Genomic DNA, 13,706 nt, shown 5'->3' on the forward strand with positions numbered 1-13,706 from the left:
CGCCTCACGTCACCCGCGTAGCCCCCGCGAACGGCATCGAGTCGACCGGGGCCAGGCGGACCGGGGCCGAGGGGTTCGGGGCGTGGATCATCTGGCCGCCGCCCACGTAGAGGCCCACGTGGCTGATGCCGGAGTAGAAGAACACCAGGTCGCCGGGGGCCAGTTCGCCGCGGGAGACCCGCTTTCCCGCGTTGATCTGCGTGTAGGTCGTACGGGGGAGCGAGACGCCGGCCGAGCGGTACGCGGCCTGGGTCAGGCCCGAGCAGTCGAAGGCGTTGGGCCCGGTGGCGCCCCAGACGTACGGGCTGCCGAGCGCGCTGTACGCGTAGGCGACGGCCTGGGCGGCGCGGGCGTTGGGGGCCTTGAGGGAGCCGCGGGGCGTGGCGCGGGTGGTGGATGCGTCGGCCGGGGCGGCGGACGGGTGGTGGCCGGAGGGGCGCGCGGCGTAGGCGGCGCGCTGGGCTGCGGTGAGCGTGGCGAGCAGTTCGCGGGCCCGGTCGAGCTTCTTCGTGATCTTCGTCTTGTGCTGTTTCAGATCGGCCTCGTGCGCGTGCAGCTCGTCGAGCCGCTCCTTCGCCTTCGCGCGCAGCCGTTCGACCTCGCGCAGGTCGCGCCGTACGCCTTCGACGGCGTGCACCTGGCGTCCGGCCGTGCGGTCCATGAGGGCGTTGCGCCGTAGGAACTGCTCCGGGTCGTCGGCGAGCGCGAGCTGCATGGTGGGGTCGATCGTGCCGGAGCGGTACTGCTCGGTGGCCGCGAGGCCCAGCGCGGTGCGTGCCTTGTTGAGCCTGGCGGTCTTGCGGGCCGCCTCGTCCTGCAGCTTGTCGACCGCCTTGCGGGCCTTGTCGGCCTTCTCGCGCGCCCCGTTGTACTCCTCGGTGGCGATCTCGGCCTCGTGGTAGAGCTTGTCGACCTTCGCCTTCACCTGGGCCGGTGTCAGGCGGGGGTCCGCCTGACCGGAGCCCTCGAAGAGCGTGGTGGACGCGGCGCCGGCCAGTGCCAGCGTCAGGGCGGTGCGGGCGGTGGTGCCGGTGAGCGAACTGAGCGAACTGAGCGAGCGGGGTGCGGACTTGCGGTGCGCGGCCAACCTCAGACACTTCCTTACGCGTCCGGCGGCGGCCCGCACAGGGGGAGCGGGCCGCCGCCGGACCTCTCGGCGGTAGTGGCCGGCAACCGTCCGGATACTGCCCGGGCGGAGGTGGGGAGCCGGTCACCGGGCCACGAAGCTAGACCTCTCCGTTATCGATCGGTGACCCGAAGTGCGGAAATGGCTCCGGGGGTGGGGGTGACGAACGTATTCGACCGGTTCGGTGGCGGCTTGTGTCCGGATGGCGGCGGGAAGTGACCGTATCGAGCGAAGTGCCGCTCCGGCGGTGGGCTCTGTGCCGAGGCCTCGGGCCCGGGCGGGTGCCGCATCCGGGCACCCCTTAGGCTCCGGGCCATGGACGTAGTCATCAACGTGTTCGTCGCGCTGCACATCATCGGCATCGCCTCGCTGCTCGGCGGATTCCTCACGCAGATGAAGGCGATGGGCGCGGGCACCGCCCGGTTCTCGCCGGCGATGCTGCACGGCGCGCTCACCATGCTGGTCACCGGCATCGCCCTGGTCGGGCTCAACCAGGCCGACGGCAACGAGGTGAACAACATCAAGATCGGTGTGAAGCTCGCCGTCCTCATCGTGATCCTCGGCCTCGTCTACGTGAAGCGGGACGAGGAGACGGTCGACAAGCCGATGTTCGCGGCGGTCGGCGCACTGACCACCGTCAACATCTTCCTCGCGACGCTCTGGAGCTGAGGCCTGCCCGGCGGCATGATCCGCCGGGCAGGGCAATACACCTGGGCCGTGGGGGCAGGCCCGCCCCACGGCCCACCGTCGGTCAGTACGGCCGGTCGCCCGCGATCGCCACGCGTTCGGCGACCCTGCGGTGCGGGGCGTAGTCGTCGACGGCGTAGTGCTGGGTGGCGCGGTTGTCCCAGAAGGCGACGTCGCCCGCCTGCCAGCGGAAGCGGACCTGGTACTCGGGTACGTGCGCCTGCCGGACCAGGAAGCCGAGCAGCCGGTCGCTCTCCTCGCGCTCCATCCCCACGATGCGTGTGGTGAAGGACGTGTTGACGAAGAGCAGCTTGCGGCCGGTCTCCGGGTGCGTGCGGACCACCGGGTGGACTACGGGCGGGAACCGGTCCTGGAGCGGGATCAGCTTCTCGGGGCCGTAGAAGCGGGCGAAGCCCGGGATGAAGTCGTGCACGGCCTGCGCCGTCTCGATCCGCGCCTTGACCTCGTCCGGCAGGTTGTCGTACGCGGCGGCCATATCGGCCCACATCGTGTCGCCGCCGTGCGGCGGCACCTCGTGCAGCTGCAGTACGGCGCCGAGTGCGGGCCGCTCGCGGAAGGTGACGTCGGCGTGCCAGACGTTCTCGAAGGTGGGGGTGGCACCGGCGCCCTTGTCGAAGCGGACGACGTCGTCGGCCGAGCCGCGGGCCAGCAGCGGGTTGGTCTCCAGCTCGCCCCAGTGGCGGGCGAAGGCGCGCTGCTGCTCGGAGCTGATCGAGGCGCCGCGGAAGAACAGCACCTTCCATTCGAGCAGCGCCCGGTTCAGCTCCTCGCGCAGGGCGGGGGTGAGCGGGCGGGAGAGGTCGACGCCTCGGATCTCGGCACCGATGACCGGGCCCTGCGGCACGACCTCGAACAGTTCGTACGGACGTGCCTCCCAGCCGTCCGGGACGCGGCGCAGGCTGCGGCGCCCTTCGTACATGCCGGCGGCGGGGACGCGGGCCTCGCGGAGCAGGGAGGGGGTGACGATCGTCATCGTGATGATCCTCGAGCGGTGGGTGAACGGGTCGGGCAGCCCGCACGGATCGGAATTCCGCGCGCGGCCGAGGCATGCGGAGGGGCTGTCCCATGTGGCCGACTGGAAGGGGCTGCCCCCTGAAGCCGACCGGAAGGGGAAGCCCCTGCAGCTAGCGACCCGATCGCTCGCACCCGCGCCGCCACGGGACCAGGAAGGTCTCGGCGGCGGCGGTCAGGTGCTGGATCATGCGTGCCATTGTGGGACCCGGGGCGCTGGACGGTCAATCGCGGCCGCCCGCCGCGCACGAGGGGCGGGCACCGGGCGCACCGGGCGGGCACCGGGCGCACCGGGCGGGCACCGGGCGCACCGGGGCGGAGACCGCGGACCGGATGCTCAGGCCGGACGCACGACGCTGTGGATCGGCATGTAGTAGATCGACTCGACCCGCACGTTGGTGCCCGGCTTCGGCGCGTGGATCATCTCGCCGTTGCCGATGTAGAGGCCCACATGGCTGATGTCGTCGTAGAAGAAGACCAGGTCGCCCGGTTTGGCGTTGTCGACGCTGACGGTCGTGCCCGCGTTCACCTGGTCCCAGGTGGTGCGCGGCAGTGAGATGCCCGCCTCCGCCCAGGCCTGCTGGGTGAGGCCGGAGCAGTCGTACGAATCGGGCCCGGCCGCGCCCCAGACGTACGGCTTGCCGATCTGGGCGCGCGCGAACTCGATGGCCTTGGCGGCCTTCGCGGCGTAGGAGTCGTCGGGGGCGGGGTCGGCGGGCTGCTCGCTCGCCTCCTCTTCCTCCTCCTGTGCGGCTTCCTCCCGGGCGGCCTCCTCGGCGGCCTGACGCCTGGCCTCCTCCTCCGCTGCCTGCTGGCGGGCCAGCTCCTGGGCCTTGCGCTCGGCCTCGGCCTTCCGCTTGCGCTCCAGCTCGGCCAGGCGCTCCTTCTCCTCGGCCGTCAGCTTCGCGAGCAGCTCGCGCGCCTCGCCCAGCTTCTTCTGCACGTCCTTCTTGCTGGTCTTCAGCTCGGACTCGGCCTCGCTGAGCTGCGCCAGGGAGTCGGTGGCCTCGCCCCGCTTCTTGTCGGCCTCGGTCTGCAGCCGCTGGAAGTCCTCGACTGCCTTGTGCTGCTGGCCGGAGAGACGCCCCATGAGCTGGCGGCGCGCGAAGTAGTCGTCGGGATCGTCCGAGAGCAGCAGGACGGCGGTGTCGGAGGTGCCGCCGCTGCGGTACTGCGCGGCGGCGATCTGCCCCAGTTCGCGCCGGGCCTCGTTGACCTTCTCGGTGCGCTTGGCGACCTCGTCCTGGAGATCGTTGAGCTTGCCGCGCTGCTGTTCGGTGCGCTCCTTGGCGAGGTTGTACTTCTGGGTGGCGGTGCCCGCCTCGCGGTACAGGGCGTCGACCTTCTTCTGCACCTCCTCCAGGGAGGGCTTCTCCGGCTCGCTGCGCGGGGCGGCGTTCGCCGTCTGTGCGAGCAGGGCGACGGAGGTGAGGGCGGCCGAGGTGATCCCGACGGCGTGTGACGTACGTATGCGACTGGTCCGCGGCTTGCGGTGCGAGGCCAAGGCCGGCGCTCCTTCCAGTGGGCGCCTACCGGGTTAGCTGTCGGGTTCGGGCGCAGGAAGGTCTGCCCTACGGGACGGTGGGGGCTGTCCCGATTCACCCCAAGGTCTGGTGGGTCCCCGGCTCCGGGTTGCCGTGCTCGGCGCTTCGGACTCGGCGCAGGCCGCCCGTTCCCGGCGTCGATCGCCGGTGGGGGTACGGGCCGCCCGCGCAGCACGCTAGCCAACTCGTGTGGCAGCTGTGAAGGTTGGTGTTCGATATGCCCGATACTTTTTCGTGACTTTCGCGGGGCGGGGTCGTTGGCGGCCTCTTCGGGCCTCTTTCGGACGCTTCCGGCCTCTTCCGGATGCTTCCGGAGGGGCCCGGGAGAGGCTCGCGAGGGGCCTGGGAAGGGCCGGGCGTGTCCGGCGAGGCGTCGCTCTCGTAGAACCCGGACCGGGTTGTCACACCGGGCGCCTAGACTCGGTAGGCGATGAGCAGCCTCTTTGACGACAGTTTTCTGGCGGGCCTCCAGGCCAAGGGCCGGTCCGGGCACGAGCCCGAGGACCACGGCCCCCCGCCGCCTCCCGAGGACGAGGGCCCGGAAGAGATTCCGGCGGACCTGTTCGGCGGGAGGTTCGACGCGCCCGCGCACCCGCCCGCGCACCGGGAGGCGTACTACCGCGACGGCGCCCCGCGCCCGGTCCTGGACAGCGCGGCCCTCCTGGAGGGGCTGAACGAGAACCAGCGCGCCGCCGTCACCCACAGCGACACCCCGCTGCTCATTGTGGCCGGCGCCGGCTCGGGCAAGACCCGCGTCCTGACCCACCGCATCGCGTATCTCCTCGCCGAGCGGAATGTGCACCCGGGTCAGATCCTCGCGATCACCTTCACCAACAAGGCCGCCGGTGAGATGAAGGAGCGCGTCGAGGAGCTGGTCGGCCCGCGGGCGGGCGCGATGTGGGTGATGACCTTCCACAGCGCCTGCGTACGGATCCTGCGCCGCGAATCGAAGAAGCTCGGCTTCACCTCCTCCTTCTCGATCTACGACGCCGCCGACTCGAAGCGCCTCATGGCCCTCGTCTGCCGTGACCTGGAACTCGACCCGAAGCGCTTCCCGCCGAAGTCCTTCACCGCGAAGGTCTCGGGCCTCAAGAACGAGCTCGTCGACGAGGAGGACTTCGCCGCCCGGGCAGCCGACGGCTTCGAGAAGACCCTCGCCCAGGCCTATGCGATGTACCAGGCCCGGCTGCGCGAGGCCAACGCCCTCGACTTCGACGACCTGATCATGACCACGGTCAACCTGCTGCGCGCCTTCCCGGACGTCGCCGAGCACTACCGCCGCCGCTTCCGGCACGTGATGGTCGACGAGTACCAGGACACCAACCACGCCCAGTACGCCCTCGTACGCGAACTCGTCGGCACCGGCGCACACGAGGAGGACGTACCGCCGAGCGAGCACGACCTGCCGCCCGCCGAGCTGTGCGTGGTCGGTGACGCCGACCAGTCCATCTACGCGTTCCGCGGCGCCACCATCCGCAACATCCTCGACTTCGAGGACGACTACCCGGACGCGACCACGATCCTCCTGGAGCAGAACTACCGCTCCACCCAGACCATCCTCTCCGCCGCCAACGCGGTCATCGAGCGCAACGAGTCACGCAGGCCCAAGAACCTGTGGACCAAGGCGGGCTCGGGCGCGCAGATCACCGGCTATGTCGCCGACACCGAGCACGACGAGGCCCAGTTCGTCGCCGACGAGATCGACCGCCTCACCGACGCGGGCGAGGCGAAGACCGGCGACGTCGCGGTCTTCTACCGTACGAACGCACAGTCCCGCGTCTTCGAAGAGATCTTCATCCGCGTCGGCCTGCCCTACAAGGTCGTCGGCGGCGTCCGCTTCTACGAGCGCAAGGAGGTCCGGGACGTCCTCGCCTACCTGCGCGTCCTCGCCAACCCCGAGGACACCGTCCCGCTGCGCCGCATCCTCAACGTGCCCAAGCGCGGCATCGGCGACCGCGCCGAAGCGATGATCGACGCGCTCTCCCTCCGCGAGAAGATCACCTTCCCGCAGGCCCTGGTCCGCGTCGACGAGGCGTACGGGATGGCGGCCCGCTCCGCCAACGCCGTCAAGCGCTTCAACACGCTGATGGAGGAGCTCCGTACGATCGTCGAATCCGGCGCGGGCCCCGCCACCGTCCTGGAGGCCGTCCTGGAGCGGACCGGATACCTCGCCGAACTGCAGGCCTCCACCGACCCGCAGGACGAGACCCGCATCGAGAACCTCCAGGAACTCGCCGCCGTGGCCCTGGAGTTCGAACAGGAGACGGAGGAAGGGGAGACGGGGACGCTCGCCGACTTCCTGGAGCGGGTTGCGCTCGTCGCCGACTCCGACCAGATCCCGGACGAGGACGAGGACGGCTCCGGCGTCATCACCCTGATGACCCTGCACACCGCCAAGGGCCTCGAATTCCCCGTCGTCTTCCTGACCGGCATGGAGGACGGCGTCTTCCCGCACATGCGTGCGCTCGGGCAGACCAAGGAACTGGAGGAGGAGCGCCGCCTCGCGTACGTGGGCATCACCCGCGCCCGCGAACGGCTCTACCTCACCCGCTCCACCCTCCGCAGCGCCTGGGGCCAGCCCTCCTACAACCCGCCCTCCCGCTTCCTCGAGGAGATCCCCGCCCAGCACCTGGAGTGGAAGCGCACCGGCGCCACCGTGCCCGCGCCGGTCGCGAAGGGCGGCCCGGCGGCCTCCGTCGCCGCCTCGCTCTCCTCCTCGATGGCGGCGCGCGCCGGGCGCGGCGGACCGTCCGGCTTCGCCACCCGCCGCGCGGGCGACAAGCCGGCGGTCTCCCTCGCGGTCGGCGACCGGGTCACCCACGACCAGTTCGGGCTCGGCACGGTCGTCGGCGTCGAGGGCTCCGGCGACAAGGCGCGGGCCACGATCGACTTCGGGGATCCGAAGCCGAAGGTGCTGCTGCTGCGGTACGCGCCGGTCGAGAAGCTGTAGACGGATACGCGAAGGGGTGGCCTCCGTCGTGGAGGCCACCCCTTCGCGTATTCATGAAGGATCCAAGCTCTGTCGGCTCAGCTCAACACAGCTCAGCTCGGCTTCAGGTCTGCTTCAGGTCAGGTCACGTCGGGTCGAGGCCGTGGTTGCGCAGCCAGGTCAGCGGGTTGATCGCCGAACCACCGGCCGGGCGGACCTCGAAGTGCAGGTGCGGTCCGGTGGAGTTGCCCGAGTTGCCCGAGTACGCGATCACATCGCCGGCCTTGACCGAGCCGCTGCGGATCTTGGTGCTGGACAGGTGGCAGTACCAAGTCTCGGTGCCGTCGGGCGCGGTCACGATCGCCATGTTCCCGTACGCGCCGTTCCACTGCGTCCGTACGGTGCCGTCCGTCGCGGCGAGCACCGGCGTGCCGTAGGAGACGGGGAAGTCGATGCCCGAGTGCACGGACATCCAGTTCACCCCGGCCTGCCCGTAGTACGCGCTGAGCCCGTGCCTCTTCACCGGCAGCGAGAACTTGGGCCGCAGCGCCTCCTTGCGGGCGGCCTCCTCGGCCTTGCGCTTCTTCTCGGCCTCCTGGCGCGCCTTCAGGTCGAGGCGCTCCTGCGTACGGCTCGCGCGGTCCGCGAAGTCGTCGGCATCGGCGGAGAGGGCCGCGAGCCGGGTGTCGAGCTTGCTGTTCGCGGCGACCGTCTCGACTGCTCCGGGGTCGGGGGCGGCCTGCGTCTTCGGCTCCTCGCCCGAGCCCATCGAACCGGCGACGGAAGCGGCGGCCACCCCGGCCACACCCAGCGCGCACACCGAGGGCACGGCGACCGTCAGCAGCGCGGAACGCTTCGCGGGGGTGCGGCGGCGGCCGCGGGAGCCGGAGCGCGGGCGGGGGGTGTGCGGGACGACGTGTACCGGACCCGGCTCGTCTTCGGGGGCGGTCCCGTAGTGGCCGTCCTCGTCGCGGCCGTCCTCGTAGTGGCCGTGCTGGTCGGGGCTGTGCTCGTCGTGGCCGAGGGTGACGGCCTCGGCGAGCAGCTCGCCCTCGGTGAAGGCGGTGTCCTCGTAACGGCCTTCGGGGTGCGCCTCGTTGTCGTAGGCGCCGCTCTCGTACGTCTCGTTCGCGTTCGCGCCGTTCGCGTACGTGTCGTTCCCGTATGCGCCGTTCGCGTACGTGGCGTCCTGGCCGTCGTGCGCAGAGGCTGCCGGCTCGGGCTCGTGAGCGACGGCCTCGGGGGCGAGGGTCTCGTAGCCGCCGGTGTCGTAGCCGCCGGTGTCGTAACCGCTCGTGTCGTAACCGCTCGTGTCGTAGCCGGTGCCGTCGTGGCCGAGGGTCTCGTAACTGCCGGTCGTGTACGAGGCGGTCGGGTAGGAGCCCGAGTGGTAGGGGTCCGTCGGATCCGTCTCGTGGCCGGTGCCGGTGTCCGTCCCGTACGCGGTGTCCGTGCCCGCCGAGTTCCAGGCGGTGGCGTCGTATGTGCCGGTGTCCGCGTAGCCGTAGGCGCCGGTCGTCTGCCAGGCGCCGGTGGTGTCCCACTGCTCGGTGCTGTGCGGACCGGCCTGCGCGGGGATGTCGCCGAGCGGCTGGTAGTCGGAACTCGCCCACATGGCGGTCGTGTCGTAGCCGCCGGTGCTGTAACCGGACGCTTCGTACGGGCCGGTGGACTGCGCAGCGTACGCGTCGTAGGACGCCGCCGGGTCGCTGCCGTAGGCCTGCGTCGCCTCGCCGCCGTAGCCCTGTGTCACGGGATCCGCGGTGGCGGTCCACTGGGAGCTGTCCCACTGGCCGCTCTGACCTGCGTCGTGCGCACCGGGCATGGACCCGAAGAGCGGGTCGGAAGCGAAGGCGGTGGTGTCGAAGGCACCCGTCGCATAGCCGCCGTGACCGGTGGCATGGCCGTGCTGTTCGTTCACCAACTTCTCTTTCGCCTCGACAGCAAGGGGGCGGAGCAGTGCGGCGACTGTACCCGGCGGTGTGCGAGTCCGACAATCTTCGGCAGGTTTCGTTGGTGAGTGAAAGGGGCAATCGGCCGTCTATCGGTGAACTATGGGCAGAGCTTTGGCCCTACGTTCGGCGCTTGTTCGAATTTTCGTCGCTGTGTGTAGTGGTCCGCAGTGTGTCGGAGGGCCTCTGGCAGCCGGGCGCAACACCTTCTAGCGCAGGGTCGCCTGCCGGTGCTCGGTCAGGATCTCGCCGATGACATGGCGCGCGGTGCCCGCCATCCGCGGATTCGTCCCGCGGTAGTAGGCGAGCTCGGCCAGCGCGATCGACAGGGCGAGCCCCCGGCCGCGTACCCAACTCGCCTCATCCGCCCCGACCGAGGCGCGGAACACGGGCCGCGCCTCGGCGGGCAGCACGTACCAGGCGGTGAGCAGATCCACCGTGGGATCACCGATGCCCATCAGGCCGAAATCGATGACCGCGGCGAGCCGGCCGCCGTCGAGCAGGATGTTGCCCGGCTGCAGATCGCCGTGCATCCAGCGGTCCGGGCCCTCGTAGCGGGGCGCGTCCAGCGCCTGCCGCCATACGGCGGCCGCGGCCGCCGTGTCGATCTCGCCGTTGAGCTTCCCGAGCGCCTCGCGGGTCTCCGCATCGCGGTCCGGGCCGAGCGGGATGCCGCGGGAGCCGCGCGGGGCGCCGGTGGTGTCGACGCGGCGCAGTGCGGTGATGAACGTGGCGAGGTCCGTGGCCAGTTCGTGCGGCTTCGTGACCGCGCCGGCCGTGGGTGTCGCGCCGTCGAGCCAGCGAAAGACCGACCAGGCGAAGGCGTATTCCTCGGTGGGTGCGCCCTTGGCCAGTGGCGCGGGGACCGGGAGAGGCAGCCGCCCGGCGAGTTTCGGCAGCCAGGTGAACTCGGCCTCGATCTCCCCGTCCGACCCGGCGCGCAGCGGGAGCCGTACGACCAGGTCCTCGCCGAGCCGGTACAGGGCGTTGACCGTCCCCGGCGAGTCCACCTGCGCGAGTGGCAGCCCGGCCCACTGCGGAAACCGCCCGTCGATCAGCCGCCGCACCAGCGCCGCGTCGATCTCCGCCTGGTCGGCGTGCATGCGACGGGGCTTGGCGGGGGTCGGGTCGGGGGCGGTCGGTTCGGGAGCGGGCGGCTCGGGGGTGGTCGGCTCGGGGGTGGTCACCGGGGTATCGAACTCGGGTGCGCGGGGGTGGTCAACTCATTTGTGGTGTACGGGGGTGGCGGGTGGTTCAGGCCACGGAGGCCGCGCCCGGGGTGCTCGTCTGCGCATCGGCGTCGTCGATGGCCTGGCGTACGACCGTCGCGACGGAGGGGTGGACGGGCAGCGCGAGATGCCCGATGCCGCTCACCCGCACGTTGTGCGCGTGCAGATCCGGATGGTCGACGCAGGCGGTCTCCAGCGGGGACATCAGCTGGTCCAGATCGCTCCAGAAGCCGACGAACCGGGTGCGGCAGCCGGGCGCCGGTGCGGCCAGCTCGGTGATCACCTCGGATCCGGGGCGCATCTGGCGCACGATCGGATGGGCGTCCATCGCCGGTACGACCCGAGTGCCGCCGTGCGGCGTGCCGAGCGTGACGAGGGTGCGGACGCGGGCGTCGCCGCCCTGGCGCTGCACGTAATAGCGGGCGATCAACCCGCCGAGGCTGTGCCCGACGATGTCCACCTCGCGCTGCCCGGTTCGCTCGCACAACTCCTCGACATGGGCGCCGAGCAGCCGGGCCGCCTCGCGGATGTCGCAGGTCAGGGGCGAATAGTTGAGGGAGGCGAGATGGCGGCGGCCGTGCCGGGCGAGGGCGCGGCGCAGCAGGACGAAGACCGAACGGTTGTCGACGAAGCCGTGCAGGAGGACGACCGGGCGGTCGTGGGGGCCGACGGGCAGACGGGGCGGATCCTGGGAGGAGTCCGTGGCCGTGGGGGAGATGTGCGGACGTTCCTGGATCATCCCGGACGGGTAGAGCAGCACATGTCCCGTGAGGATCGCGAGCTCCAGCACATTGGCCTTGACCAGCGCGGAGGAGGCGAGCAGGCGTCGCAGCGTCCACTCCGGCAGGAGGAGCCGGGCCCACTCCGACAGGGACAGGGGTGGGGGCCTGAGGATCCCCAGAAGACGCGCAGCCGCCATGAGCCGACCTCCCGAACGGCACACGGAGTACCAGTGCCGCGTACCGGCCGCGCGTGGTGAACGTGTCCCACGTGTGATTTCCCCCTCCCTCCGCACCGCGAAACTGCCGGGCCTGGGATGCTGGAGATAACGTTCGTTCACTTCTTCGGGGTCTCTTGGTGAGACTCCGGGCACTCCCGGGGCACACTCCAGGGGTCCGTACGACTTGCTCGACATGGAGGCAGCGATGGGTGCGACAGCCGGTCCGATCCGCGTGGTGGTCGCCAAGCCCGGTCTCGACGGCCACGACCGCGGGGCCAAGGTGATCGCGCGGGCGCTGCGCGATGCCGGCATGGAGGTCATCTACACGGGCCTGCATCAGACGCCCGAGCAGATCGTGGACACGGCCATCCAGGAGGACGCCGACGCCATCGGCCTCTCGATCCTCTCCGGCGCCCATATGACGCTCTTCGCCAAGGTCATCGAGCTGCTCAAGGAGCGGGACGCCGAGGACATCAAGATCTTCGGCGGCGGGATCATCCCCGAGGAGGACATCCCCCCGCTGAAGTCGCTCGGCGTCGCGGAGATCTTCACGCCCGGCGCCACCACCGGGGCGATCGTGGACTGGGTACGCGGAAACATCGCCCACGCGGTCTGACCCGCCCCCTCGCCGCGCGCCCCCTCGCCGCGCGCCCCCTCGGCGCCCGCCCCCGCCCTGGCCGCGCCTGTCTCGCGCGCGTCCGGCTCCCTTGCGCGCGCTCGGTCCCTCGGCTGCCTGAAAGCTCGCGCCTTCGGGTGCCCGAGAGCTCGCGCGCGGCCGACTCCTCGGGTGCCTGCTCCCTCGCGCGTCTGCTCCCTCTTGGGCCTGATTCCTCGCGTGTCTGCTCCCTCGCGCGTGGCCGATGCTCGCGGCGGGGCCTTCCCGCCGGCTCCCGCCCGCGCCCCGTCCCCTTACTCACGTCCCGCAAGCTCCTCCCGCATCGCGGCCCGCAGCCGGAGCGTGCCCACGAGGCGCTGGAACGCCTCGGCCCAGTAGCCCCCCGCGCCGGGCGCGCCCCCCTCCGCCTCGTCGGGGGTGGCCGTCAGCGCGTCGAGGCGGGCGGCCGCGCCCGGGTCCAGGCAGCGTTCGGCCAGCCCCATCACCCCGCTGAACGACCAGGGATAACTCCCGGCGTCCCGCGCGATGTTGAGCGCGTCCACCACCGCACCCCCGAGCGCCTCGCTCCACGGCAGCGTGCACACCCCGAGCAATTGGAACGCCTCGGAAAGCCCGTGTGCCGCGATGAACCCCGCCACCCAGTCCGCCCGCTCCGCCCCCGGCAGCGTCGCCAGCAGCTTGGCCCGCTCGGCCAGCGAGACGGCCCCCGGCCCCGCCGCCCCCGGCGCGGCCGCCTCGCCCAGCAGGGCCCGCGCCCACCGGGCATCCTGCTGCCGCACGGCGGCGCGGCACCACGCGGCGTGCAGTTCGCCCTGCCAGTCGTCCGCCACCGGCAGCGCCACTATCTCGGCCGGTGTCCGCCCGCCCAGCCGCTGCGGCCAGGCAGCGAGCGGCGCCGCCTCCACCAGCTGGCCCAGCCACCACGCCCGCTCCCCACGCCCGGGCGGCGGCGTCGCCACCACACCGTCCCGCTCCATCCCCGGATCGCACTCGTGCGGCGCCTCGACCGTGATCCCGCCGCGCAGCGTGTCCAGCGCGACGCTCGTCGCGGCCCGCGCGGCCATCCGCCCGGCCAGCGCCGAGCCGGGCAGCGCCGAGAGGAGCTCGGCCGCGGTCGTCCGCACATTGCGGCTGCGGTCGCTCAGGGCCCGCTCCAGGAACGGCTCGTCGCCTGCGGACAGTCCGGACCGCAGCGAGTCGAGGAACATCAGCCGGTCCTCGGCCCGCTCGGTGGACCAGCTACTCTCCAGGAGCGCCCGCGCGGCCCCGGGATCATGCGCCCGTACGGCGCCCAGCAGCGCGACCCGCTCGGCGAACAGTCCCTCCTCCCACAGCAGCCCCACCGCCGCCTGATCCTCCGGTGCGGGCAGCGCGCTGCCGCCGGGTGTGGAGCGCAGCGCGAACTTCCACTCCGGATTGAGCCTCGCCAGCCACAGCGCGCGCGGGCCCGCGAAGGCCAGCGCGGGCGGCCGCAGATCGGTGCGGCCGCGTGCGGCGTCGAGCAGCGCGGGCAGCAGCTCCGGCGGGGCGGCGTACCCGTACTCGTTGGCGGCCGCCAGCCACTGCGGCAGCAGTTCGGTGAGATCGGGCGCCGCGCCGCGCCGTCCCCCGCCGCCCGTGCCGGGCCGGTCGGCGAGCAGCAGCGCGAGAT

10 protein-coding genes and 1 riboswitch are annotated in these 13,706 nt (G+C 71.7%); of the genes, 3 read left to right on the top strand and 7 right to left on the bottom strand.

Going from position 1 to position 13,706, the window contains the following annotated elements; genetic code table 11:
• Positions 1-4: 4 nt before the first annotated feature.
• Positions 5-1,087, bottom strand: coding sequence for a C40 family peptidase (locus ACLF6P_RS22530; RefSeq protein WP_415952449.1), 1,083 nt, complete (start codon positions 1,085-1,087; stop codon positions 5-7).
• 354 nt (positions 1,088-1,441) lie between these two features.
• Between ACLF6P_RS22530 and ACLF6P_RS22535 the strand changes: the two genes are divergently transcribed.
• Positions 1,442-1,795: a hypothetical protein gene (locus ACLF6P_RS22535; protein ID WP_415952450.1), complete on the top strand. Its 354-nt coding sequence runs from the start codon at positions 1,442-1,444 to the stop codon at positions 1,793-1,795.
• A gap of 82 nt (positions 1,796-1,877) precedes the next feature.
• Here the strand turns inward: ACLF6P_RS22535 and ACLF6P_RS22540 are convergent, their stop codons facing one another.
• Positions 1,878-2,807: a TauD/TfdA dioxygenase family protein gene (locus ACLF6P_RS22540; protein ID WP_415952451.1), complete on the bottom strand. Its 930-nt coding sequence runs from the start codon at positions 2,805-2,807 to the stop codon at positions 1,878-1,880.
• A gap of 375 nt (positions 2,808-3,182) precedes the next feature.
• Positions 3,183-4,349, bottom strand: a complete 1,167-nt coding sequence (locus ACLF6P_RS22545; RefSeq protein WP_415952452.1) for a C40 family peptidase — start codon at positions 4,347-4,349, stop codon at positions 3,183-3,185.
• A 6-nt stretch (positions 4,350-4,355) separates the two neighbouring features.
• A riboswitch (cyclic di-AMP (ydaO/yuaA leader) is annotated at positions 4,356-4,502 on the bottom strand.
• Between the two features lie 317 nt (positions 4,503-4,819).
• Between ACLF6P_RS22545 and pcrA the strand changes: the two genes are divergently transcribed.
• On the top strand, positions 4,820-7,339 hold the full coding sequence (gene pcrA / locus ACLF6P_RS22550; RefSeq protein WP_415952453.1) for a DNA helicase PcrA: 2,520 nt from the start codon (positions 4,820-4,822) through the stop codon (positions 7,337-7,339).
• 124 nt (positions 7,340-7,463) lie between these two features.
• Here the strand turns inward: pcrA and ACLF6P_RS22555 are convergent, their stop codons facing one another.
• The 3 genes from ACLF6P_RS22555 to ACLF6P_RS22565 form a co-directional block, all read right to left on the bottom strand.
• The gene (locus tag ACLF6P_RS22555; protein WP_415952454.1) at positions 7,464-9,239 is read right to left on the bottom strand and encodes a M23 family metallopeptidase; all 1,776 of its coding nucleotides are present in this window, start codon (positions 9,237-9,239) and stop codon (positions 7,464-7,466) included.
• A 240-nt stretch (positions 9,240-9,479) separates the two neighbouring features.
• The gene (locus tag ACLF6P_RS22560) at positions 9,480-10,457 is read right to left on the bottom strand and encodes an aminoglycoside phosphotransferase family protein (RefSeq protein WP_415952455.1); all 978 of its coding nucleotides are present in this window, start codon (positions 10,455-10,457) and stop codon (positions 9,480-9,482) included.
• Positions 10,458-10,524: 67 nt separating this feature from the next.
• On the bottom strand, positions 10,525-11,418 hold the full coding sequence (locus ACLF6P_RS22565; RefSeq protein WP_415952456.1) for an esterase/lipase family protein: 894 nt from the start codon (positions 11,416-11,418) through the stop codon (positions 10,525-10,527).
• A gap of 226 nt (positions 11,419-11,644) precedes the next feature.
• On the opposite strand from ACLF6P_RS22565, the gene ACLF6P_RS22570 reads away from it, so the two are divergent.
• Positions 11,645-12,055 carry a cobalamin B12-binding domain-containing protein gene (locus tag ACLF6P_RS22570; RefSeq protein ID WP_415952457.1) on the top strand — a complete coding sequence of 137 codons (411 nt, stop codon included), beginning with the start codon at positions 11,645-11,647 and terminating at the stop codon, positions 12,053-12,055.
• Positions 12,056-12,348: 293 nt separating this feature from the next.
• Here the strand turns inward: ACLF6P_RS22570 and ACLF6P_RS22575 are convergent.
• A partial coding sequence (locus ACLF6P_RS22575) for a DUF5691 domain-containing protein (protein WP_415952458.1) occupies positions 12,349-13,706 on the bottom strand: 1,358 nt, incomplete at its 5' end.

Origin of the sequence: Streptomyces lothianensis (genome assembly GCF_047779955.1) — a bacterium.
Taxonomy (GTDB): domain Bacteria; phylum Actinomycetota; class Actinomycetes; order Streptomycetales; family Streptomycetaceae; genus Streptomyces.

What these genes read in the sequence shown, in the direction of transcription:
- ACLF6P_RS22565 (WP_415952456.1), bottom strand. Translation starts at nt 11,418, where the DNA reads ATGGCGGCTGCGCGTCTTCTGGGGATCCTCAGGCCCCCACCCCTGTCC.
- ACLF6P_RS22570 (WP_415952457.1), top strand. Translation starts at nt 11,645, where the DNA reads ATGGGTGCGACAGCCGGTCCGATCCGCGTGGTGGTCGCCAAGCCCGGT.
- ACLF6P_RS22540 (WP_415952451.1), bottom strand. Translation starts at nt 2,807, where the DNA reads ATGACGATCGTCACCCCCTCCCTGCTCCGCGAGGCCCGCGTCCCCGCC.
- pcrA (WP_415952453.1), top strand. Translation starts at nt 4,820, where the DNA reads ATGAGCAGCCTCTTTGACGACAGTTTTCTGGCGGGCCTCCAGGCCAAG.
- ACLF6P_RS22535 (WP_415952450.1), top strand. Translation starts at nt 1,442, where the DNA reads ATGGACGTAGTCATCAACGTGTTCGTCGCGCTGCACATCATCGGCATC.